The organism is Hymenobacter daeguensis (assembly GCF_054780555.1).
In genome coordinates this window covers 1-3,294 of the sequence record NZ_BAAGWC010000053.1, presented here as the reverse complement: position 1 = coordinate 3,294, position 3,294 = coordinate 1, and the positions used below count along the sequence as shown (strand labels likewise).

Genomic DNA, 3,294 nt, shown 5'->3' with positions numbered 1-3,294 from the left:
GACACACGTTCTTTGACGTAAGGGGTAACAAAAACGAAGCGTAGCGCGCTTGCTCTTAGTAATGAGAGAATTAACAAGCGTTGATTACGAACCAAGAAGTAACAAAGAGCACACGGGGGATGCCTAGGGTCTCAGAGGCGACGAAGGACGCGATAAGCTGCGATAAGCTGGGGGGAGGGGCACATACCCGTTAATCCTCAGATTTCCGAATGGGGCAACCCCGCGCATGGAAGATGCGTGAACTGATGAGCTTGACTCACAGTGGCAAACGCAGGGAACTGAAACATCTAAGTACCTGCAGGAAAAGAAAATAACAATGATTCCCCAAGTAGTGGCGAGCGAACGGGGAGGAGCCCAAACCGGGTTGGTTACGGCCAGTCCGGGGTTGTAGGACCACGACATCTGATTGAAGTCATTTAGCTGAACTGCTTGGGAAAGCAGGCCATAGACGGTGAGAGCCCGGTAAGCGACAAGTGTACTTCACGGTAGTGGAATCCTGAGTAGGGCGGGGCCGGAGAAACCCCGTCTGAATCCAGCGGCACCATCCGCTAAGGCTACATACTCCTGAGACACCGATAGTGAACTAGTACCGTGAGGGAAAGGTGAAAAGAACCGGGAATACCGGAGTGAAAAGAACCTGAAACCGTGTGCTTACAAGCAGTTAGAGGGAATTCGTTTCCTGATAGCGTGCCTTTTGCATAATGAGCCTACGAGTTACTCCTCCCCGGCAAGGTTAAGTGGTTCAAGCCACGGAGCCGCAGCGAAAGCGAGTCTGAACAGGGCGCGCAGTCGGGGGGGGTAGACGCGAAACTTTGTGAGCTACCCTTGAGCAGGTTGAAGGTGCCGTAACAGGCACTGGAGGACCGAACCAGTTTCCGTTGAAAAGGATTTGGATGACTTGAGGGTAGGGGTGAAAGGCCAATCAAACTGAGAAATAGCTCGTACTCCCCGAAATGTATTGAGGTACAGCGTCGGCGTTGAGGTCAGTGGAGGTAGAGCTACCAATAGGACTAGGGGGTGTCAGAGCCTACCGAATCCTGATGAACTCCGAATGCCACTGGCTATAGCCGGCAGTGAGGCCTGGGGTGCTAAGGTCCCCGGCCGAGAGGGAAAGAACCCAGACCAACAGCTAAGGTCCCTAAATCTAGATTAAGTTGAACAAAGGAGGTCCAGTTGCTTTGACAGCCAGGAGGTTGGCTTGGAAGCAGCCATTCCTTTAAAGAGTGCGTAACAGCTCACTGGTCGAGCGACCGGGCATCGATAATACGCGGGCATCAAATCTAGTACCGAAGCTTTGGATGTGACTTGCAAGACAGTCACGTGGTAGGGGAGCATTCTCCTTGCGGTGAAGCCGCGTCGTCAGGCGTGGTGGAGCGTGGAGAAAAGCATATGTAGGCATGAGTAACGATAATGCGGGTGAGAAACCCGCACGCCGATAGACTAAGGTTTCCAATTCAACGCTAATCGGAATTGGGTTAGTCGGGACCTAAGGGGCAGCCGAAAGGTGAACTCGATGGACAGCAGGTTAATATTCCTGTACCGATGATAGAAAGTGATGCAGTGACGCAGAAGTGAAAGCACCGCGGGCGGACGGAAGTGCCCGTTGAAGGCCGTAGGTATTGGGAGAGTAGTTAAGTACGCTCACCTAGCCGAAAGCTGATAGTACCGTACGTCCTTCGGGACACGCGGATAGTGTGCCTAATCCGACTGCCAAGAAAACCTGCTAAGCGTTTTAATTCTATTATCGCCCGTACCGCAAACCGACACAGGTAGTCAAGGAGAGCATCCTGAGGCGCTCGAGTGAATCACGGCCAAGGAACTCGGCAAAATGGACCTGTAACTTCGGGAGAAGGGTCGCTTCCTCAAGGAAACTTGAGAAGCCGCAGTGAAAAGGCCCAGGCGACTGTTTAACAAAAACACATGACTTTGCTAACGCGCAAGCGGACGTATAAGGTCTGACACCTGCCCGGTGCCGGAAGGTTAAGAGGGGAACTTAGTCGCAAGGCGAAGGTTTGAATCGAAGCCCCGGTAAACGGCGGCCGTAACTATAACGGTCCTAAGGTAGCGAAATTCCTTGTCGGGTAAGTTCCGACCTGCACGAATGGTGTAACGATCTGGGCGCTGTCTCAGCCGTGAGCTCGGTGAAATTGTAGTCTCGGTGAAGATGCCGAGTACCCGCCACGGGACGGAAAGACCCCGTGCACCTTTACTATAGGTTGCCATTGGTGGTGGGTTCAGTATGTGTAGCATAGGCGGGAGGCGCTGAGCCGGGGACGCTAGTTCTCGGGGAGCCGACGTTGAAATACCGCCCTTACTGTGCCTGCTGCCTAATCCCAGGGTTCTGGGAGACAGTGGCTGCTGGGTAGTTTGACTGGGGTGGTCGCCTCCAAAAGAGTATCGGAGGCTTTCAAAGGTCCGCTCAGTCCGCTTGGTAACCGGACGCAGAGCGCAATAGCAGAAGCGGGCTTGACTGTGAGGCCGACTAGCCGAGCAGGGTCGAAAGACGGATATAGTGATCCGGTGGTTCCGCATGGAAGGGCCATCGCTCAAAGGATAAAAGGTACGCCGGGGATAACAGGCTGATCTCCCCCAAGAGCTCATATCGACGGGGAGGTTTGGCACCTCGATGTCGGCTCGTCACGTCCTGGGGCTGGAGAAGGTCCCAAGGGTTCGGCTGTTCGCCGATTAAAGTGGCACGCGAGCTGGGTTCAGAACGTCGTGAGACAGTTCGGTCCCTATCTGTGGTGGGCGTTGGAAATTTGACAGGACCTGTCCTTAGTACGAGAGGACCGGGATGGACCAGCCGCTGGTGCGCCGGTTGTACCGCCAGGTGCAGCGCCGGGTAGCTACGCTGGGACGAGATAAGCGCTGAAAGCATCTAAGTGCGAAACTCCCCTGGAGATGAGATTTCCCAATTGAAGGCCCGTCGGAGATGACGACGTGGATAGGCGGCAGGTGAACAAGTGGAAACACAATAGCTGAGCCGTACTAAGTGGCCGAGGGCTTCTGGTCGCATGCAAATGCAGCGTCGAGCGCGCATCTTACGTTTCGTTTTTGTCCCCTTACGTCGAGTTATTGAGGGTTGCGCGTCTGTCACAACAGACCATCAGAACACCGCAACCCCCGCCAGCAATGGTGGCTTTAGCCCGGGTGTTCACCTCTTCCCATTCCGAACAGAGCCGTTAAGCCCCGGTGCGCCTATGGTACTGCCTTCACCGGTGGGAGAGTCGGTCGCCGCCAACCTTTTTCAACCCCAACGCCCCCGCCGCTTTCACCAGCCGCGGGGGCGTTTTG

At 54.8% G+C, this 3,294-nt stretch carries 2 rRNA genes; both read left to right on the top strand.

Features of this window, described 5'->3' with window-relative positions:
* Nucleotides 1-92: 92 nt before the first annotated feature.
* Nucleotides 93-3,012: ribosomal RNA gene (locus ACYVHT_RS23190) — 23S ribosomal RNA — on the top strand.
* 119 nt (nt 3,013-3,131) lie between these two features.
* Nucleotides 3,132-3,243: ribosomal RNA gene (rrf, locus tag ACYVHT_RS23185) — 5S ribosomal RNA — on the top strand.
* The last annotated feature ends 51 nt before the right edge of the window (nt 3,244-3,294 follow it).